The organism is Actinoplanes sp. 13, from assembly GCF_056134165.1.
In genome coordinates this window covers 40,386-58,249 of record NZ_JBVYOQ010000044.1, presented here as the reverse complement: position 1 = coordinate 58,249, position 17,864 = coordinate 40,386, and the positions used below count along the sequence as shown (strand labels likewise).

At 72.3% G+C, this 17,864-nt stretch carries 18 protein-coding genes; 8 read left to right on the top strand and 10 right to left on the bottom strand.

Annotated elements, in window-relative coordinates:
- The first annotated feature begins 445 nt into the window (after positions 1 to 445).
- Positions 446 to 1,609 (top strand): cytochrome P450, encoded by a 1,164-nt coding sequence (locus AC0NH5_RS40990; RefSeq protein WP_474413482.1) that lies wholly within the window; start codon positions 446 to 448, stop codon positions 1,607 to 1,609.
- A gap of 70 nt (positions 1,610 to 1,679) precedes the next feature.
- On the opposite strand, the gene AC0NH5_RS40985 is transcribed toward AC0NH5_RS40990, so the two are convergent.
- On the bottom strand, positions 1,680 to 2,705 hold the full coding sequence (locus AC0NH5_RS40985) for a hypothetical protein (protein ID WP_474413480.1): 1,026 nt from the start codon (positions 2,703 to 2,705) through the stop codon (positions 1,680 to 1,682).
- Positions 2,706 to 2,839: 134 nt separating this feature from the next.
- Between AC0NH5_RS40985 and AC0NH5_RS40980 the strand changes: the two genes are divergently transcribed.
- Positions 2,840 to 3,754, top strand: coding sequence for a serine hydrolase (locus tag AC0NH5_RS40980; RefSeq protein WP_474413477.1), 915 nt, complete (start codon positions 2,840 to 2,842; stop codon positions 3,752 to 3,754).
- On the opposite strand, the gene AC0NH5_RS40975 is transcribed toward AC0NH5_RS40980, so the two are convergent.
- Genes AC0NH5_RS40975 through AC0NH5_RS40965 form a run of 3 tightly spaced genes read right to left on the bottom strand, consistent with a single transcriptional unit; the run spans position 3,729 to position 5,577 of the window.
- Complete coding sequence (locus AC0NH5_RS40975) at positions 3,729 to 4,310, bottom strand: DedA family protein (RefSeq protein WP_474413475.1); 582 nt, start codon at positions 4,308 to 4,310, stop codon at positions 3,729 to 3,731. The two genes, AC0NH5_RS40980 and AC0NH5_RS40975, sit on opposite strands and share 26 nt — an antisense overlap.
- Complete coding sequence (locus AC0NH5_RS40970; RefSeq protein WP_474413473.1) at positions 4,307 to 5,083, bottom strand: MBL fold metallo-hydrolase; 777 nt, start codon at positions 5,081 to 5,083, stop codon at positions 4,307 to 4,309. The genes AC0NH5_RS40975 and AC0NH5_RS40970 overlap by 4 nt, the downstream gene beginning before the upstream one ends.
- Positions 5,080 to 5,577: a DUF1990 family protein gene (locus AC0NH5_RS40965; protein WP_474413471.1), complete on the bottom strand. Its 498-nt coding sequence runs from the start codon at positions 5,575 to 5,577 to the stop codon at positions 5,080 to 5,082. Before AC0NH5_RS40965 ends, AC0NH5_RS40970 begins: the two co-directional genes overlap by 4 nt.
- 76 nt (positions 5,578 to 5,653) lie before the next feature.
- Here AC0NH5_RS40965 and AC0NH5_RS40960 point away from each other — a divergent pair, with 76 nt between their 5' ends.
- The 5 genes from AC0NH5_RS40960 to AC0NH5_RS40940 all read left to right on the top strand — a co-directional run bounded on the left by AC0NH5_RS40960 (position 5,654) and on the right by AC0NH5_RS40940 (position 10,894).
- Complete coding sequence (locus AC0NH5_RS40960; RefSeq protein ID WP_474413469.1) at positions 5,654 to 6,607, top strand: diacylglycerol/lipid kinase family protein; 954 nt, start codon at positions 5,654 to 5,656, stop codon at positions 6,605 to 6,607.
- 69 nt (positions 6,608 to 6,676) lie between these two features.
- Positions 6,677 to 7,681 carry a YihY/virulence factor BrkB family protein gene (locus tag AC0NH5_RS40955; RefSeq protein ID WP_474413467.1) on the top strand — a complete coding sequence of 335 codons (1,005 nt, stop codon included), beginning with the start codon at positions 6,677 to 6,679 and terminating at the stop codon, positions 7,679 to 7,681.
- 21 nt (positions 7,682 to 7,702) lie between these two features.
- Positions 7,703 to 9,202, top strand: coding sequence for a phosphatase PAP2 family protein (locus AC0NH5_RS40950; protein WP_474413465.1), 1,500 nt, complete (start codon positions 7,703 to 7,705; stop codon positions 9,200 to 9,202).
- An 11-nt stretch (positions 9,203 to 9,213) separates the two neighbouring features.
- A complete protein-coding gene (locus tag AC0NH5_RS40945; RefSeq protein ID WP_474413463.1) occupies positions 9,214 to 10,011 on the top strand; it encodes an endonuclease/exonuclease/phosphatase family protein in 798 nt (265 codons plus the stop codon).
- Between the two features lie 373 nt (positions 10,012 to 10,384).
- Positions 10,385 to 10,894: a DinB family protein gene (locus AC0NH5_RS40940; RefSeq protein ID WP_474413461.1), complete on the top strand. Its 510-nt coding sequence runs from the start codon at positions 10,385 to 10,387 to the stop codon at positions 10,892 to 10,894.
- A 198-nt stretch (positions 10,895 to 11,092) separates the two neighbouring features.
- Here the strand turns inward: AC0NH5_RS40940 and AC0NH5_RS40935 are convergent, their stop codons facing one another.
- Together AC0NH5_RS40935 and AC0NH5_RS40930 are read right to left on the bottom strand one after the other, a co-directional pair.
- Complete coding sequence (locus tag AC0NH5_RS40935) at positions 11,093 to 12,679, bottom strand: tetratricopeptide repeat-containing diguanylate cyclase (protein WP_474413459.1); 1,587 nt, start codon at positions 12,677 to 12,679, stop codon at positions 11,093 to 11,095.
- A gap of 95 nt (positions 12,680 to 12,774) precedes the next feature.
- Positions 12,775 to 14,364, bottom strand: a complete 1,590-nt coding sequence (locus AC0NH5_RS40930) for a tetratricopeptide repeat protein (protein WP_474413457.1) — start codon at positions 14,362 to 14,364, stop codon at positions 12,775 to 12,777.
- Between the two features lie 74 nt (positions 14,365 to 14,438).
- On the opposite strand from AC0NH5_RS40930, the gene AC0NH5_RS40925 reads away from it, so the two are divergent.
- Positions 14,439 to 15,338, top strand: coding sequence for a hypothetical protein (locus tag AC0NH5_RS40925; RefSeq protein WP_474413455.1), 900 nt, complete (start codon positions 14,439 to 14,441; stop codon positions 15,336 to 15,338).
- Here AC0NH5_RS40925 and AC0NH5_RS40920 read toward each other — a convergent pair.
- From AC0NH5_RS40920 to AC0NH5_RS40905, 4 genes are all read right to left on the bottom strand, one after another.
- Positions 15,333 to 15,518, bottom strand: coding sequence for a DUF4236 domain-containing protein (locus AC0NH5_RS40920; protein ID WP_474413453.1), 186 nt, complete (start codon positions 15,516 to 15,518; stop codon positions 15,333 to 15,335). The genes AC0NH5_RS40925 and AC0NH5_RS40920 overlap by 6 nt on opposite strands.
- 64 nt (positions 15,519 to 15,582) lie before the next feature.
- The gene (locus AC0NH5_RS40915) at positions 15,583 to 16,038 is read right to left on the bottom strand and encodes an RrF2 family transcriptional regulator (protein WP_474413451.1); all 456 of its coding nucleotides are present in this window, start codon (positions 16,036 to 16,038) and stop codon (positions 15,583 to 15,585) included.
- Positions 16,039 to 16,104: 66 nt separating this feature from the next.
- Complete coding sequence (locus AC0NH5_RS40910) at positions 16,105 to 16,998, bottom strand: helix-turn-helix transcriptional regulator (RefSeq protein WP_474413449.1); 894 nt, start codon at positions 16,996 to 16,998, stop codon at positions 16,105 to 16,107.
- Positions 16,999 to 17,208: 210 nt separating this feature from the next.
- The gene (locus tag AC0NH5_RS40905) at positions 17,209 to 17,640 is read right to left on the bottom strand and encodes an SsgA family sporulation/cell division regulator (RefSeq protein WP_014446635.1); all 432 of its coding nucleotides are present in this window, start codon (positions 17,638 to 17,640) and stop codon (positions 17,209 to 17,211) included.
- Positions 17,641 to 17,864 lie beyond the last annotated feature (224 nt).

Sequence of the window (17,864 nt, the reverse complement as noted above, 5' to 3'; positions counted from 1 at the left end):
ACCGGCGGGCGCGATGCGACTTGGGTTGCGGTTGAACCGAATTGCACGTGGGGCCCGTCTTCGGCTACCGGCTGGGGGCGGGCTTCGGCACCCTCCCCACCGGCGGGCGCGATGCGACTTGGGTTGCGGTTGAACCGAATTGCACGTGGGGCCCGTCTTCGGCTACCGGCTGGGGGCGGGCTTCGGCACCCTCCCCACCGGCGGGCGCGATGCGACTTGGGTTGCGGTTGAACCGAATTGCACGTGGGGCCCGTCTTCGGCTACCGGCTGGGGGCGGGCTTCGGCATGCTCTGGGAGCGTGATGGGGCTGGGGTTGCGGTGGGACGGGGGTGCGCGTGGGGCGCCGCGGCCTTGACCACCTCGTCCGCGGTGAAGTCCGGCCGGATCTGCGGTGTCTTCGGCTGCTGGGTGGGGGTGGGTTTCGGGCATGTTTCACAATCGATGGATGACGTCTGTCGATCGGGATCGCAAAGTGGAACGCGGAGTGCGGCAGCCCGGCTGCCCGGTCCGCGTCGACGGCGACGGGGTGTGGCACATCCAGGACTACGCCACGGCGCGGCAGTTTCTCCGGCACACCGACAGCCGCCAGGCCGGGTTCGGCATCGAGAACGCGCTGCGGGTGCAGGACCGGATGCGGCTGCCGGTGCTCTACCGGGACGGGCCGGAACACCGCGAGCACCGGCGGCAGACCGCGAAGTACTTCACGCCCAAGCGGGTGGAGTCGGCGTACCGCGGTCTGATGCACCGCTTCGCCGAGGAGCAGTGCGAGGTGCTGCGGCGGCGCGGGGCGGCCGACCTGTCCACGCTCTCCTTCCACCTGGCCGTCGCGGTCGCCGCCGAGGTGGTCGGCCTGACCGACGGCCGCGGCGACACGGCCCGGCGCCTGGACCGCTTCTTCCGCATCCCGGACCCGGGCGCCCGCGGTCTGGCAGCCGTCCGGCAGCAGGCGCTGAACAACTTCACCGTGCTGTCGTTCTTCTGGCGGGACGTCCGCCCGGCGATCGCCGCCCGGCGCCGCACCCGCCGCGACGACCTGATCTCGCACCTGCTCGACGAAGGGTGCACCAACGCCGAGATCCTCGGCGAGTGCGTGACGTTCGCGGCGGCCGGCATGGTCACCACCCGGGAGTTCATCACCGTCGCGGCCTGGCACCTGCTCACCGACGAGCGGTTGCGGGAGCGTTACACGACCGCCGGGGACGCGGAGCGCAGCGCGATCCTGCACGAGATCCTGCGGCTCGAGCCGGTGGTGGCCGACCTGCTGCGATGGACGACCGCCGAGGTACGCCTGGGTGACGTCACCATCCCGCCCGGTGCGCGGGTCGACGTGGGCGTGGCGGCGGCCAACCTGGACCCCGGCGCGGTGGGCCCGCAGCCGGGCGCCGTCTGTCCCGGCCGGGCCCTGGCCGACGGGGTCGGCGACGCGGGACTGTCGTTCGGGGACGGTGCCCACCGGTGCCCGGGGGCGTACATCGCCATGCAGGAGACCGACATCTTCCTGACCCGGCTGTTCGCCATGCCGAACCTCCGGCTCATCCAGGAGCCCCGGGTCAGTCTGCGCCCGGACATCGCCTCCTACGAGCTGAAAGGCATGATCCTCGCCGTCTGACCGCCCCGCCCACCAGCTGCTCCCCAGCGCTGCCGCGGGCGGTCGCGGCAGCCCGGGGAGCCGGCTGGGGTCAGTCGTTGACGCGCTCCTCGCCGCGGCGGCGGAGCATCTTCAGGCCGGGCAGGCCGGCGATCGCCAGGTGCAGGTCCTCGGTGACCTCGAGCAGCTTGTGCAGATCCGGCCCCACCTGGTCGAGCTTGCTGAGCAGCGGCATCACGTCGTTGATCAGGTGCTGCTGGAGCTCCGGCAGCTGGTCCACCATCCGGATCGCGGCGGTCACCTCGGCCGGCGTCAGCTCGCTGACGAACCGGGCCGCCAGCGGGGCGGCCTGGCGCAGCGTCGGCGCGTACCCGTTGAGCAGGTCGGTGGCCTCCGCCGCGGCGCTGTCGGCCCGCCCGACCACCGCGTCCGCCTTGTCGGCGACCGCGGACGCCGTGGCGACGATCTCCCGCGCCGACCCGGTCAGCGCCGCCACCTCGGTGATCGCGCCGGCCGCGGAAGTGGAGATCGCCGAGATCTCGGTGACCGCCCCGGACGCCGCAGTGGTGATGGCTGAGATGTCGTTGACCGCCCCGGACGCCGAGGCGGTGATCCCGGCGACCTCGCTGATCGCCTCGGAGGCGGCCGCGGTGATCGCGGAGACCTCGGTGATCGCGGTGGTCGCCGCGGTGGTGATGGTCGTCACCTCGGCGACGGCCGACGCCGCGTCCCCGACCACCACGCCGGCCGCCTCGGCCGTCATCGAGGTGCGCCGGACCAGGTCGCCGGCGGACGCCGAGATGGAGCTCGCCTCCTCGACGGTGAGCGCCGCCGCAGTCGCGATGGCACGGGCCTCGGCGACCGTCGTCTCGGCCGCGGACGCCACCGCGGAAACCCGCTTGATCAAGTCCTCGGCCTGGGCGACGGCCAGGTTGACCCGGTTGATCAGCAGTTCGGCCTGCCCGATCAGGCCCACCGCGCGGACCGGCACGGTGGCGGCGGCCGCCGCCGTCTCGATCACCCGCCCGGCCGCCTCCCGGGTCAGGTCCACCGCCGCGGCGGGCACGGCCAGCGCGGCACGGGAGAGTCGGACGGCTTGGGTCAGCAGGAAGGCCATACCTCCATCATGCGCCCGGTCCGCACACATTTCCTGGTCACTCACCGTGCGCATAGCACAGCCGTCGGTCGAAAGTCTGAATTCCACGGCATTCCGGTCACCATCGGCGGGCGCCGACACGGCAGTATGCATGGGTGCGACGTACCCGGAATCTGATCCTCGCGATTGCCGCCGTGGGCATCCTCGGTGGTTCGATCCTCGTGGCCAAGGGGATGACCGACGACGCCTCGGGCAGCGGGACCGTGTTCACGGCCGGTTCCGCACAGACGTCTCAGCAGGCCTCGCCGGCCCCGACCGGCCCCAGCCCGGAAGAGCTGGCCGCGCGGGAGCGGACCAAGCGGGTGAAGGCCCTCGACGCGGCGCTGAAGAAGTACGCGGCGAGCCGGCCCGAGTTCTCCGTCGCGGTGTTCGACCGCAAGACCGGTCAGACCTATGCGTTCCGGGGCAACGAGCGTTACGAGACCGCGAGCGTGGTCAAGGTGCAGGTGCTGGCCTGTCTGCTGCTCGAGGCGCAGGACGAGGACCGCAGGCTCACCGCGAACGAGCGGGCACTGGCCGACAAGATGATCAGGTACAGCGACAACGACTCCACCACGTCGCTGTTCAGCAGCCTCGGCCGGGCGGGCGCGATCTCGGCCTGCAACAAGCGGCTCGGCCTGACCCAGACCCGGGTGAACAGCGCGTGGGGTCTCACCCAGACCACGGTGAAGGACCAGGTGAAGCTGCTCAATCAGCTGGTCGACGACCGGAGCAGACTGAGCAAGGCCTCCCGGGCGTACGCGGCGGAGCTGATGGGCACCGTCGCGCAGGACCAGGACTGGGGTGTCCCGGCGGCGGCGAAGACCGGCGAGGAGGCGACCGTGAAGAACGGCTGGCTTCAGCGCTCGACCGAGAACAATCTCTGGATCATCAACACGGTCGGCCGGATCACCGGCGGTGACACGGACGTGTCGGTGGCGGTGCTCTCACACACCAACCAGACGATGGACGGTGGGATCGCGATGGTGGAGAAGGTCGCCGAGCTCACCCGGACGCACCTGAAGTACTGACCGCCGCCCGGCGCTTGTTCCACCAGGACAGCGCCTGGTTGACGATCAGGATCACAACGATCGCGGCGATCACGCCCTGCCACGGCTTCGGGAAGATCGAGCCGCCGAGCAGCCCGATCCCGGCGTAAACGCAGGACCACAGCGCGCACGCCGGGAGGTTGGCGACCACGAAGGTGCGCCACGGCAGCCCGGCGAACGCGGCCGCCAGCAGGACCGGCACCCGCCCGCCCGGGATCAGCCGGGACACCAGCAGCACCGAGACCTGCTTCTGCTTCAGCCGCTCCCGGACCGCGCCGAGGTGCTCCTCGTCGCGCAGCCAGCGCAGCCGGCGGGCCAGCTGCTCGCCGCCGACCCGGCACAGCGCGTACATCACCAGGTCGCCGGCGTATGCCCCGGCCGCGCCGGCGGCCACCACGAACCCGATGGTGTACGGATGCTCGTGGAACGCCAGGGCTGCCGCCCCGCTGACCGCCGCGCCGGTCGGCACGATCGGCACGACGGCGCCGAAGGCCACGACCAGCAGAAGCCAGCCGAGGGTGGCCAGTTCGTCGGTCACGCCGGTGGTCCCACGGTGAGCGACTCACCGTGCGCCAGCACCCGGACCCGGGTGTCCGGCGAGAGCCGGGCGGCGTGCTCGGCGAACCGGATACCGGGCTCGGAGAACATGTACCGCCGGACCCGGCCCATGCCGATCGGCCAGAGCGTGCCGTAGTGCACCGGCACCGCCAGCGAGGACTTCACCCGGCGCAGCGCCTCGGCGCCGTCCTCCGGGCCGAGATGGCCGTGCGCCTTCAGGGTGGGACCCCACCCGCCGACCGGGATCAGTGCCAGGTCCAGCGGGCCGAGCTCGCTCATCCCGTCGAACAGCCCGGTGTCGCCGGCGTACCACGTGCGGGAGGCGCCCTCCACGACGAACCCGATGGCGTCCGCCCGTTCCCGCGACCAGGGCCCGCGATTGCCGTCATGTGCGGCGGGGACGGCGCGTACGCGTACCCCCGAGATGTTCGTCTCCTCGCCCGGCGCCAGCTCGACGCAGCGCTCAGCCACGGCCTTGCCGAGGGCTCTGACCGTGAATGATCGCGCTCCGCGCGGCACCACCAGCAGCGGCTCGCCGGGCACCGCCTTGATCGAGCCGACGTGGAAGTGGTCGGCGTGCAGGTGCGAGAGCAGGATCGCGTCGGGCGCGCCGGGCAGCTCCGGTGCGGGACCGGCCATCCGGCGCAGATGTGCCAGGCGTCCCACCAGCAACGGGTCGGTGAGCAGGGTGACGCCGGAGTCGGCGAGCCAGATCGTGCTGTGTCCCCACCAGGTGACCGAGGTCGTGCTCACCGGTCAACGGTACCGAGCTTGCGCACCGCGCGACCGCAGAGACGCGCGTAGAGGTGCTGGAGAAGAACCGCGCCGGGGCCGCCGAGCCGCATCAGTGTGCCGGCCGGGCGGCTGAACGCGGTGACCGAGAACCACACCTGGTCCCGGTCGTCGAGCTCGACCAGGAAGGCCTCCTCGCCTTTCGCCGGGTGGCCCGCGCGTGTGCCGTACCCGAATCCGATCCGCTCGGTCTCCTCGGCGACCCAGACCACCTCGCAGGGGGCGCGCAACGGCCCGAGCCCGACGGTGACCCGCGTGCCGGGCGCCGCCCGATGATCGGCGGTGATCCGCGCGCCGGTGGCCCGGTGCATCCGGAAGGTGAGGATCGCCTCGCCGGCCCGGGCCAGCACCTCCCGGCCGGCGCCGATCCGGGTGCGGTAACGGAGGTGGCGGTAGCCGGCCGGCAGGGGCCCGGTACGGGTGAATCCCACTTCGGGGTACGTCAGTTCGGTCACTCGGCAAGTGTGCACTTCGCCGCTCCGGCACTTTCCCGGGTCGCCTGGCCGGGCGGCCTCCGGCACACTGAGTCACGTGACAGGACCGCGCTCCGCCATCGTGTTCAATCCCGCCAAGGTGCCCGATCTCGATCAGCTGCGCGAGATCGTCGGCGAGGGCCTGGCCAAGGCGGGATGGCCGGCGCCGCAGTGGTACGAGACGACGCCGCAGGACCCGGGCCGCGGTCAGGCCCGCCAGGCGATGAAGGACGGCGCCGAGCTGGTCTTCGCGTGCGGCGGCGACGGCACCGTGACCTCGGTGGTCACCGCGCTGGCCGGCACCGACGTGGCGCTCGCCGTGCTGCCCGCCGGCACCGGCAACCTGCTCGCCGCCAACCTCGGGCTGGGCACCGACCCGGCGACCGGCCTGCAGGTGGCGCTGGACGGTGGGCGGCGGCGCATCGACGTCGGTGTGATCGAGGACCGGTGCTTCGTGGTGATGGCCGGGATGGGGTTCGACGCCCAGATGCTGGAGGACACCTCCGAGACGGCGAAGAAGCACATCGGCTGGCTGGCCTACGTCGGCGGTGCCGCCAAGAACCTGCTGGACCGCCCGATGCGGGTCCGGATCCGGCTGGACGGCGGCCCGCCGATGCCGCGCCGGCCGCGCTCGGTGATCGTCGGCAACGTGGGCCGGCTGCAGGGCGGGGTGCGCCTGCTCAGCAAGGCCGAGCCGTCCGACGGCAAACTCAACGTGGCGATCCTCAGCCCGGCGAATCTGGCGCACTGGGCGGCCCTCGCCTGGGCCGTGGTGCGCAAGCAGGACCGGGTGCCGCTGATGGAGACCTACACCGCGGAGCGCGTGGAGATCTACAGCAACCGGGCGCAGCCGCGCCAGCTCGACGGTGACCTGATCGCGCCGGGCAAGGCCATGCGGATCTCCGTCCGGCCGCGGGCGCTGCTGCTCTGCGTGCCGCAGCCGGACTCCGACCCCGACCTGAAGCACGACATCGACGCCGTCGAGGAACGCGCGGAGCACCTGAGTGAGTGACCGAAGGGAGCTCACCATCGAGCACAGCGTCACTCCTCATGCCGAAGCGAAGCGCCGCGGAGCGTCGGCATGAGTAGTACTGAACGGGTCCCCGAGACCGTGATGATGCCGGGGGACACCCTCTCGGCCGACGACGCCTGGCTCGCGCTGCGGCACTACGGCCGCTGGCCGCTGCTGCACGACGCGTTCGTCCGCTTCCGGTACGGCGACGGCTTCAGCCACGCCCGCGCCTTCGCCCTGCAGCTGTGCCTCGCGATCGTGCCGTTCCTGATCGCGCTCTCCGGTCTCGCCACCGACCTGGGCGTCGAGGAGGGCGGGCAGATCGTCGCCGACACCGTGATCGCGCTGACCCCGGGCGCCAGCCAGGACGTGGTCCGGGACCTGCTGATGGAGGACGAGCGGACCGAGGAGGCGGGTGAGGTCGCGCTGGCCCTGGGCATGATCACCGGCCTGTTCGCGCTGACCACCGCGATGGCCCAGATCGAGCGCGGCGCCAACCGCATCTACGGCGTGGAGCGCGACCGGCCGGCTCTGCAGAAATACGTCCGTGCCGCCACCCTGGCGATCGTCGCCGGCCTGCCCGCGCTGTTCGGCTTCCTGATCCTGGTGGCCGGTCGTGCGACCGGGGATTCGGCGCAGAAGCACTGGGAGCTCAGCCACGAGGTGCGGGTCGGCTGGGACGTGGTGCGCTGGCCGCTCAGCCTCGCCCTGATCGTGTTCGCGGTCGGGCTGCTCTTCCGCTACTCGGTGCGCCGCCGGCAGCCCGCCCTCTCCTGGCTGCTGTTCGGCGCGGTGGTCTCCACCGTCCTGTGGTGGCTGGCCAGCCTGTCCCTCGCCGGGTACGTCCGGTTCAGCGACAGCTTCGGCGCCACCTACGGCGCGCTCACCGCGATCATGGCCCTGCTGATCTGGGCCAACCTCACCGGCATCGCGCTCTTCCTGGGTCTCGCCTTCGCCGCCCAGCTGGAGGCCCGCCGGGTCGGGGCCCCGCCCGCCAAGGAGGACCACTGGGAACCCCGGCCGGACATCCCCGCTCCGCGTGAGCCCGGTGTACCGGCCGAACCGTCCGGGTAAGAACGGCGCACCCCCCGACGCATGGGAGCAACCGTGACGACCGATGACAACCGTGTGGTGGAACGTACCGGCTGGGCGCCGGTCCGGCACTTCGCCGGGCGCAGCGTGCTGGGCCTGCTGGTGGTGGCCGCGATCGGCCTCACCTTCGGCGTGCTTCTGCTGCTCGTCCGCTTCCGCTGGCAGCCGCTGCAGGACCTGGACCGTTCGGTGGCCGACGGCCTGAACAGCTGGGCGTCCGGCTCCGACGTCGTGGTCGGCGTGCTGAAACAGATCTCGTCGTTCGGCGGGCGCGGCTTCATGATCCCGCTGGTCGCGCTGCTCGTCGCGCTGCTGCTGATCCGCCGCCGGCCCCGCCCGGCCATCTACATGGTGGTCACCGGTGCCGGCGCGCTGCTGCTCGACCCCTCGCTGAAAGCCCTGATCGGCCGGCTGCGCCCGGTCGTCGAGGTGCCGGTGGCGCAGGCGCCCGGCAACAGCTTCCCGAGCGGGCACGCGCTCGGCTCGATGGTCGTCTACGGCATGATCGTGCTGGTCTTCCTGGCCGCGATCCGGCGCCGGTGGCGGCCGGTGTTCATCGGCACGGCGGTCGTGCTGGTCGCGGCGGTTGGGTTCACCCGGATGGCCCTGGGCGTGCACTTCCTCTCCGACGTGATCGGCGGCTGGCTGCTCGGGCTGGCGTGGATCAGTGTCACGGCGTACGCGTTCCGCATCTGGCGCCGCGAAGCGGGCCACACCACCCCGCCGCTCACCGAGGGCCTGGAACCGGAGTCCGGCCCGGACCTGCGGATCGCACCCGCCGAGGGCCCCGTCCTGCCGCATCCGTGGGCCAAGGGCGCCGAGATCCTGGTCGGCTGGGTGCTGGTGTTCGGCCTGCTCTACGTCGTCGGTTACTCCGTCACCCGCTGGACCCCGCCGTTCGACGTCGCGGTCGTGGAGTGGCTGCAGAGCTTCCGCACCGCCTCCCTCGACGACCTGAGCCACTTCTGGAGCAAGGCCGGCGACACCCACACCATCCTCGCCGTCTCGCTGGTCTTCTGCGCGCTCGCGCTGGCGTTCTGGCGGCAGTGGCGCCCGGTCGTCTTCCTCGCCCTCACGATGGTCGGCGAACTGACCCTGTTCCTCTGCGCCTCGGCCGCCGTCGGCCGCCCCCGCCCGCCGGTCGAGCAGATGGACGGCCAGATGCCGACCTCCTCGTTCCCGTCCGGCCACATCGCCGCGACCATGTGCCTCTGGGCCGCCATCGCGATCATCACGATGGCCCGGATCCGGCAGCCGTGGCGCTGGGTCTTCCCGGCCCTGGCCGTCCTCATGCCGCTCGGCGTCGCGCTCTCCCGGATGTACCGCGGGATGCACCACCCCACCGACTTCATGGGCGCCGCCCTGCTCACCGCGACCTGGCTGACCATCCTGTGGTTCACCGTCCGCCCGAACGCCCACGCCGAGACGGCCTCCGAGGCCGCCGCCGAGGCGGAGGCCGTGACCGAGAAGGAAGCGCCGCGCCGTCTGGAGACCATCGGGTGACCCTGCGGCTGATGACCTGGAACATCCGCAACGGCGGCGGCGACCGCCTCCCGGCGATCACCGAGGTGATCGCCGGGGAGCGCCCGGACATCCTGTTCCTCCAGGAACTGCGCGGCTTCCACCGCCGCATGCCCGACTTCGCCGCGGCAGTGGGCATGACGCCGCACCTGGCGCGCTCCGCCCTCGGCCAGCCGGTCGCCGTGCTGATCCGACCCCCGCTGCGCTTCCTGCGCCGCACCAGCGTCACCTGGCGCCTCCATCACGCCGCGGCGGTCGCCCGGGTCGCCCTCCCTTCCCCCACCTCATCCATGCCTGACGTGGCTTCTTCTGCGACGTCCGGGGGAGTCTCGCTGACCTTGATCAGCACGCATCTCAACCCGCACAACCCGCACCGCCGGGCCCGGGAGGCCCGCTGGCTCGCCGCCCGTTACTTCGGCGACCGAGCCGTCATCGCCGGCGACCTCAACGGCCTGGACCCGCACACCGACCACACCGACACCCTGGCCGGGATGGCCTCCCTCTACCGCCAACGCCACCTGCTCCGCGACGGCGGTGGCGCCGACACCAGGGCGATAGCCGCCTTCGAAGCCGCCGGCTTCACCGACCTCGCCCGCACAGCCGGCACCGGCGACCTCCGCTCCGTACCCACCCGCGGCCTGGTCGGCAAGGAGTTCGGCCGCACCCGCCTGGACTACGTCTTCGCCGGCCCTGCCCTCGCCCTGTCGGCCGCCAACCTGCACGTGGTCCGCGGCGGCGCGGCGGATTCGGCCTCCGACCATTACCCGGTCCGCGTCGATCTCGCCCTTTGAGCAGACCTTGGTGGTACGCCCGATCACAGTCCCGTCAGAGCCGCGCGAGGCAGGCGGGCGGTCGCGCCCGTGCCGCGACCGCCGGGCTGAGCTGCCCACTCACCCTGGGCCGCGACCGCCGGGCCGAGTTGCCCACTCACCCAGGTCCCGCCGCTGCTGGAGCACCGCCGCGGCGCCGCTCCCGGTGGGACTCTGGCCGGCCGGCACTCACGCATGTTCCGCGGCGAAGGATCATGTTTGTGTGCCGCCGGTGGCGGCGGGCTGCCACTCACGCATGCTCCCGGAGCGCTTTGCGTGCGTGAGTGCCGGCCGGGCGTGACGGTGGGTGGAGGTGCGGCGGGCGCGGGGCTCCGGGACGCCGCATACTCGCGGCATGACGCTCGAGTTCCCGTCCCCGATGTCGCCGGCGGCCGATCGTGCCCACGTGTTCGTGAACTATCTGGACTTCTTCCGCGAGACCCTGCTCGAGAAGGTGGCCGCGCTGCCGGAGAAGGAGCTTCGCGAGAGCCGGCTCCCGTCCGGCTGGACGCCGCTGGAGCTGGTCAAGCACCTGCGCTGGGTCGAGCTCCGCTGGATCGAGTGGGGCTTCGAGGGCCGGCCGGTCCCGGAGCCCTGGGGTGACCGGCGCGACGACCGCTGGTACGTCGCGCCCGACGAGACGCCGGCCGGGCTGGCCGGGGAGCTGCGGGCGCAGGGCCGGCACACCACCGAGGTTCTCACCGGCAGCGATCTGGCCGCGATCGGCAAGCCGGGCCCGCGCTGGGACGGCGCCGCGCCGCCGCCGCTGGAGCGGATCTGTTTCCACCTGCTGCAGGAGTACGCCCGGCACGCCGGACACCTCGACATTCTCGCGGAGCTGGCAGGCGGCCCGACCGGCGAGTGACACACCACGATTCCGGCGAGCGGTGACCGGGCGGCCGCTGCGGCGGCTGGACGACAGCTGCGGCGGCTGACATCGGCGGCCGATCCCGCCCGCGTCGGCGGCCGGAGCGCCGGCCGGGCGGCGACAGCAGCGCTTCGCCGCGGGGCGGGCTCCACGGAGCGCCGGTGAGCGGCGCCGGGAGCGACAGAACGCCGGCGGTTACAGGGTCAGGTCGGCGATTACGCGGTCGCGTCCGCTGCGCTTGGCGGCGTACAGATTGCGGTCGGCCTGGGAGAGCAGCGCGGTAAGACCTTCCGGCCCGTCCGGGGTGGTGCTGGTGATGCCGATGCTGGCGGTCACCGGCAGGCTGCCGGTGATCGGCTGCCAGCTGTGCCCCCGGATCCGCTGCCGGAGCCGGTCGCAGCGCAGCGCCGCCTCCCGGGCGTCCAGGCCGGGGAAGGCCAGCAGGAATTCCTCGCCGCCCATCCGCGCCGCGACGGCCGGGCCGGTGGCGGTCTCCTCCAGCAGTTCGGCGACGTGCTGGAGCACGGTGTCGCCGGTGGAGTGGGAGAGCGTGTCGTTGATCCGCTTGAAGTGGTCCAGGTCGATGATCGCCAGGGCGAACGGCCGGTGCTCGGCCGTGGTCTCGGCGAGCAGGGCCGGGATCCGCTCGTTGATGTAGCGGCGGTTGTAGAGCCCGGTCAACGCGTCCCGGTGGGCCATCTCGCGGAAGTGTTCGCTGTCCCGGCGGGCCTCGGTGGCCTCGAAGACGGCCTGCATGGCCCGGGCGCGGGCGTCGCGCTGGGCGGAGTGCTGCGCGGTGGCGGCGGCGTGGAAGGCGCGGTGCTCCTCGTACGCCTCCGCGTACCGCCCGGTGGCGGCGTAGAGCGCGGCCTGCTCCTCCCGCACGCGGGCGCCGACCGCGGCCAGTTCCCGGTCGGCGCAGACCTGACGGCACATGTCGAGAGCGTCCTGGGCGGCGTCGAACCGGTTGTCCAGCCGGCGGGCCAGGGCGAGGGTGAGCAGGCACTCGGCCACCGCGTCGCCCTCGAAGGCGACGACCCGGGCGTCCAGCACCGGGGCGAGGGTCTCCTCGACGGCGGCGTACCGGCCGCTCATCATCTCGACGCGGGCAATGGTGTCGAGCTGGTTGGCGCCGATCGGGGTGCCCTGGCGGGCGTGCACGTCCCGCATCTGGTCGACCAGGTCCCGCGCGGTGGGTTCGTCGCCGATCTCGAACGCGCTGTACGCCAGGTTGTTGAGCACCAGCATGACCACTTCGTGGTCGCCGGCGGTCGCGGCCAGGGCGAGCGCCTCCCGGGCGTGCCGTTCGCCGTCCTGGGCGGCGCCGGCCTCCTCCATGGCCACCGACAGTGACATCAGGTGCCGGGCGCGGATCGTCGGTGACACGTCGTCGGGCAGTATCGCCACGCTCTGCACAGCGTGGGTGAGCGCGTCGGAGAAGTCACCGACCGCGCGATAGAAGATGGAGAGTTCCCGGTGTGCCCGGGCCAGGACGTACGGCGCGTGGTTCTCCTCGGCCCAGGCGCGCACCCGCAGGGCGAGTTGTCCGGCCTCGCCGGTGCGGCCGTCGCGCAACAGGGAGCCGGCGCGCACCAGCACCGCCCGCTGGACCAGGTCCGGGGCGCCGAGTTCCGCGGCGCGCTGCTGCAGTTCGGCGGAGGGCAGGAGCAGGCTCCGGAACTGCGAGAGGGGCCGGGTCTCGAGCTCCGCGATCGCGGCTTCGAGGGCCTCGGCTTCCGGACACAGCCCGGTGGGGACACAGCTCGCCGTCTCCGTCGTCACTGTCCCTACTTCCTGTAGTGGCCGTGACGCTTCAGCGTGTGGCTCGTCGGTAGCGGCACGGGTCGGGCCGGGTTGCGATGTGGTTGCCTCCGCACTCATCGGCGGGTGCAGACCGGAGCTGAGGTCGCGATGCGATTCGGCGCGTATTCGACCGCCACCGTGAAGCAGTAGTCGAGTTGTTCGTTGAGGCTGTAGACGACGAAGTCGGCCGCGCCGGACGGCAGCTCCTGGAACTTGCGGGGTGGGTCACCGGTGCGCCCGCCGGAGATCAGCACCGCCCCGTCGGCGCCGCGGGGGTACGCCCATTGCAACGTGACGTTGCCGCCGTCGTCACGGAGCCGGACGTTCTGTGGCGCTCCGGGGTCACCGGCGGCGGTGGGTGACGCCGCGGTGGTGGCCGGCGCGGACGGCGGCGCCGCGGCGGCGGTCGGCGCCCCGGTCGGCGGCCCGGTCGACCCGCCCGCGTCGGGCAGCGTCACGATCACCACTGCTGCCGCGGCGGCCACTCCGCCCGCCAGCAGCGCGGCCAGCAGCAGCGGGTTCGTGCCGCGCCGCTTCTCCGGCTGTTCGGTGCGCACCGGCAGCCGCCGGGAGTTGGGCGGGTCCGCCAGCGTGCTGGCCCGTGCCTTGCCGACCGGCTCAGTGCCGTAGTCGGGCGCGCGGTGCCCGGGCAGCGGCGGCGGGGTGTCCGCGCGCGCGTGCCGGCCGGTCAGGTCACCGGGCAGCCGGTGCACGTCGCTCAGATAGAGCGGCTGCTGATAAACGGTGCCGTTGGGGTCGGTAGGGCGGTTGTCCGGCGGCGGCATGTCCGGGTCGGACACCGAGCCGGGTGGGTAGACGGTGCCGTTCGGGTCGGTGGGCCGGTCGTCCGGCGGAGGCTGGCCCGGGGCCTCCGCCGGAAACGGCACGGGGCGGGCGGGCCCCGGGTCCGGAACGGTGGGACGGCGGGGGAACGGGCGGAACGGGGTGTCGCCGGTCGGCTCGCGGTTGCCGCAGGTGTGCCGGCCGGACGGCTTGGTGGCGACCAGCTTGGCGGTCTGCAGCGCCAGCGGGTGGTCCGGCGGCAGATGCCGGGCGGCCAACTCCTGGGCCAGGGCCAGGTGCTCGCCGGCCTCGGCGTCGCGGCCGCACTCGCGTTCCATCGCGCCGAGTCGCGCCAGCATCTTGATGCCGGCCGGGGCCGCGTCCCCGTAGACGTCGCGGTGGTGCCGCCAGGCGCGGGCCAGCCGGGCCCGGGCCGTGGCGCAGTGGCCCGCGGCGTGTTCGGCGGTGGCCAGGTCGGCGTCGGCGGCCAGAACCCGGGGCGAGTCGGGTCCGTCCACCCGGGCCAGTTCGGCGACCAGGCCGTGATAGACCAGCGCGGCCCGCCCGTGCTGGCCGATGCGCTGCAGGACGGCCGCGTGGGTGGCCGCGGCGGCGATGGTCCGCTCGTCCTGCGGACCGTGCAGGCGTTCCTCCGCGGCGTGCGCGAAGGCGGCCCACAGGCGGGCGGACTCCGGGTCGCCGAGTGCGATGAGGACACGGGCGAACAGCGCGGCGGCGACCGCGAGATCAGCGGTCGCGCGGCGGGGGTCGGAGTCCGCCGCGCGCAGCACGTCGTCGAGAACGTCTCGTGCGCCCACGAGATCGCCGGCCGACGTCAACGTCTGCGCCTGGGCGGTCAGTTCAGCGAGCGGAGGAGCCATGTGTCTCATAGTGCTCGGCTGAATACCGTAGGTACAAGTTTTCCGTGACGAACAGGACAGGGTAGAACTGCGGTATGTCCCCGATCGGCACGGTCAAACGCGAGCTCCTGGTCCGCCATCTGCAGGCGTGGACGGCGGGCGCGCTGCACCGTGCCCGCCGGGCGATCTATGTGCACGGTTATGCCGACGCGGACGGCGGTGCGGCCGCCGAGGCGGCGGTCCGGGTGCTGGCCGATCTGCCGGACCTGGCCCGGGGCCGGGAACTGTCCATGGTGGCGCTCGGCGACGACCTGACGGCGGTGATCCCGCGTCTGACCGCGGCGCGGCAGGAGACGGGCACGGCGGCCGGGCTCGCGGTGCTGCCGATCGGCGGAGGGACGGACGAGCGGCTTCCGGTGGCCCTGCGGGCGGCCGGTGCTTCACGCGTACCCATGCTCGCGTTTCTTGATGCGACGGCCGCGAGTGAGCCGCCGGCCGTGCCCGCCGTCGCGGCTGTCGCGGCCGGGAAGCCGGCGGAGGTGCTGCTGGCGCTGCCGCCCGGCACGCCGGTGGATCCCTATCGGGGCGCGGGATTTCCGCTGGTCACGGCGGCGGAGCTGGCGATCGGGCCGGAGCCCGGCGAGGTGGTGGCTTTCGCCACCACCTCCGCGAAGAGCCTGGAGAGCTTCAAGGAGGCACTCTGGGCGGTCGACGAGTTCGCGGGGGTACGCCTACGCGATCCCGCCGATCCGGAGCGGCACCTGATCGACATCTCGCTCCGCCCGCACCCGGGTCCGCTGCGTCGTGAGCTGCTCGCCCACCTGGCCACGGTCGGCACCGCGACGGTGACGCAGTTGCGGACGTTCGCGTTGACCGACACTGTCTATCGCGCGGCGGACGCGACCCGGGTGCTGCACACGCTCGTCGACTCCGGCGCGGTGAAGCGGCGTCCGGAGCACGGGCGGCTCGGCGGTGACGTCGAGATCAGCCTATGAACGGGAGCGGGACTTGTCCTGCTTCCAGGAGACCGGGCCGGGCAGGTCGTACCGGTGCGCGCGGGTCTTGGAGTTCCAGGACCAGCGACCGATCTTGAAAGTCCACGAGGAGTAACCGTTCTCCGTGAAGTTCAGGATCAGCGGGCCGAACTTCTTGCGACTGCGGAACACGAGGCCCATCGGAACGTCTCCCATCTCGTTGCTTGATGGGCCGACGATTCCCGATCGCTTCGATTCACAAACGTCAGCGTGGCTGCCAAGCGTCCGGGCGGGTGGTCAGCTTGCGCACGTGGGCCGGCATCCGGCCGCTGATCAGCTCGGCCAGGCTCACCTCGTCGACCACCTCGCGGACCGCCGCGCGCACCGCCACCCACAGGTTCGGCAGATTTTCGGCCGCACCCGCGTACTGCGTCTCCTCGGGGCGCAGGCCGCGCACGCCGGCGAGGGGTCCGTCCACTGCGCGCAGGATCTGGCCGATCGTCACGTCGCGTGGTGGGTGCGACAGCGTGTAACCGCCCTCGGCGCCGCGCTGGGCCCGCACCACCCCGGCCCGGCGCAGGTCGGCGAGCACCGCCTCGAGGAACTTGCGGGGCATTTCCTGGTCCTGGGCAATGGCCTGGGCGGACATCAGTGCGGGGTAGGCCTGCGCCAGACTGAGGGAGGCCCGGACCGCGTAGTCGCCGCGCGCGGAGATTTGCACGTGCCTATCATGCCTCCCCGGCGCACCCCCTGATGCACATACCCCAGGGTTTTGTGGGAATTACGCTCAGTCCGGGGCCGGTCGCTGTGCGGGAATCCCACTCGGACGGTCGCCGGTGAAGCCGGACCGGAACTGGCCAGGGCTGAGACCGGTCTCGCGGTGGAAGAACCGGCCGAAGTTGGTCGGCTCGCCGAAACCGAGACTGCGGCCCACCTCGGCGACCGAGAGCGGGGTCGCCGCCAGCAGCCGTCGCGCCTGCAGGGCGACCCGGTCGTCGACCACCTGCTTCGCCGTCCGCCCGGTGATGGCCAGGCTCGCGCGGGTCAGGGTGCGGACCGAGCAGCCGAGCTCGGCCGCGTAGTCCTCGACCCGCCGGGTGTGCGGGTAACCCTCCTCCAGCCGGCGGCGGAACCGCTCGAACGTGCGACCCTCCACATGGCCGGGTGGCGGCGTGCCCGGATCGAGCAGGGCGACGCGCAACAGCAGCGCGGCCAGCTCGTGCCGGAGCAGGGCCGCGGCGGCCGGGCCGGGCGGGCCGGCGGCGTCGCGCGCCAGATGCTCGAAGGTGACCCGGAAGATCGCCGGCTCGGGGAGCGGGATCGGGGTCCGTGCCGGGCCGCCCGGATCGTCCGGCGCCAGGCCGGGCAACTCGTCCGGGCCGAAGAGGCCGGGCCGGAAGGTGACGGTCAGGGGGCGCTCGCCGTCGCGATCGGCCCCCGTGCCGGTGAAGCGGACCGCCTGGCCCGGGCGGAGCCAGAGCAGCGAGCCCGGCTCACAGTGGTGCGGGGCGAAATCGATCTCGGCATGCAGCGCCCCGGCCGCGGTCAGGACGAGCGCGTGGGCCTCCAGAAGCGCGGTGGGCGCGCCGGCGGCGACCGGAAGGGAACAGCTTCCGATGCCCGCCCCGTCGGACGTGACAGGGGAGGTCGCGGGCGTCGTGAGATGAGTAAGTACTCGCATCGCTGCTGAAAGTAACCGTCGACGACCATCAACGCGACCACTAGCGCACTTACTGAGCTTTTTGTCCGTTTTCCGGCTCGGTATTCGCTATACCTCCGATTCCCATTGCTTTTCGGAGATCACTTGCTTATCCGGATAAAGGGCGACCCGCCCGGACCGGCAGTGTCCGCGCGGGTCGCCCCTGAATCAGGTGATACTGCGGTTGCTCGCCTAACGGCCGGCCAGCAACCGGTTGACCGCCGCGTCGACGTCCAGGTGGTCGGATTCCCGCCCCCGCGGCACCACCACATAGGTGCGCCTCAGGAATCGGACCAGGACGCTGCGGGGTACCTCGAACAGCGCGTTGCCGTCGGGTGACGACAAGGCCAGGGCGACGAAGTCGCCGCGCGGCGTGGCCCAGGGCCACACCCGCACGTCGCCGATCCCGGCCGGCTCATCGAGCCCGGTGACGAGCAGCTCCCGCGCAAAGGACCAGCTCACGGCTTCCCCACCGGCTGATTCTGCGTGGAACAACACGTGCACCGCATAAGGGTCGGCTGGGTCGTAGCGCAGACTGGCGCGCACCGGCAGTGCCGTCGCGTCTGGTGCTACGAGCCGCAGCGAGGTTTCGACCTCGACGGTCGTTGGACGAATGGTACTCATGGACGAACTCCCCCCGGCACCGCTGCGAGGCTGGTGAACCCCGCGTTTCCCATACTCAGGTGATCCCTGTCGTTACGCTCCGCCATACGCTGATCTCACCCAGTAGTGGGAAGACGGTTCCGAAAACGCCACCGCACAGGACGCAATGCGATATCTTGTCCCGTTCTGCCCAGGTACTCGGTTCCGCCCGGCGTCGGGTGGTCCAGCAGTTGACTTACTCCGGT

Excerpts from the sequence above, each read along its gene's own strand:
- AC0NH5_RS40985 (WP_474413480.1), bottom strand. The coding sequence starts at position 2,705 with ATGGCCTTCCTGCTGACCCAAGCCGTCCGACTCTCCCGTGCCGCGCTG.
- AC0NH5_RS40940 (WP_474413461.1), top strand. The coding sequence starts at position 10,385 with ATGACGCTCGAGTTCCCGTCCCCGATGTCGCCGGCGGCCGATCGTGCC.
- AC0NH5_RS40925 (WP_474413455.1), top strand. The coding sequence starts at position 14,439 with ATGTCCCCGATCGGCACGGTCAAACGCGAGCTCCTGGTCCGCCATCTG.
- AC0NH5_RS40930 (WP_474413457.1), bottom strand. The coding sequence starts at position 14,364 with ATGGCTCCTCCGCTCGCTGAACTGACCGCCCAGGCGCAGACGTTGACG.
- AC0NH5_RS40950 (WP_474413465.1), top strand. The coding sequence starts at position 7,703 with ATGGGAGCAACCGTGACGACCGATGACAACCGTGTGGTGGAACGTACC.
- AC0NH5_RS40990 (WP_474413482.1), top strand. The coding sequence starts at position 446 with ATGACGTCTGTCGATCGGGATCGCAAAGTGGAACGCGGAGTGCGGCAG.
- AC0NH5_RS40910 (WP_474413449.1), bottom strand. The coding sequence starts at position 16,998 with ATGCGAGTACTTACTCATCTCACGACGCCCGCGACCTCCCCTGTCACG.
- AC0NH5_RS40905 (WP_014446635.1), bottom strand. The coding sequence starts at position 17,640 with ATGAGTACCATTCGTCCAACGACCGTCGAGGTCGAAACCTCGCTGCGG.
- AC0NH5_RS40945 (WP_474413463.1), top strand. The coding sequence starts at position 9,214 with ATGACCTGGAACATCCGCAACGGCGGCGGCGACCGCCTCCCGGCGATC.
- AC0NH5_RS40955 (WP_474413467.1), top strand. The coding sequence starts at position 6,677 with ATGAGTAGTACTGAACGGGTCCCCGAGACCGTGATGATGCCGGGGGAC.
- AC0NH5_RS40920 (WP_474413453.1), bottom strand. The coding sequence starts at position 15,518 with ATGGGCCTCGTGTTCCGCAGTCGCAAGAAGTTCGGCCCGCTGATCCTG.